Here is a 256-nt window from a genome sequence, read left to right on the forward strand (position 1 = left end):
CTTATTTCCTCCGGTCGGACCGGCTCGCCGAGTTTCTCGAGATAGGCGGGGGCTGCGCAAGTGATGACGCGGATATCCAGAAGCTTTCTTGCTATGAGTGACCCGGCATTCGTCGAGCCAAATCTGACAGCCACATCGAACCCGCTCATCATATCGTCACGCGCGTTCGTCGTCATAAGATCGATTTTCAGATCTGGATATTTTTCGGTGAGCCGCGGAAGCTGAGGCGCTAATACCATCCTTGCGAACCAAGGGC

General features: G+C 54.7%; 1 protein-coding gene. It reads right to left on the reverse strand.

Annotated elements, in window-relative coordinates; translation table 11 throughout:
• The coding region (locus ACPYOI_RS36505) for a LysR substrate-binding domain-containing protein (protein ID WP_481424234.1) at positions 1–239 on the reverse strand (239 nt) is incomplete at its 3' end.
• Between the last annotated feature and the right edge of the window lie 17 nt (positions 240–256).

The sequence above is a fragment of the Rhizobium sp. SVR5-2C genome (genome assembly GCF_056755115.1).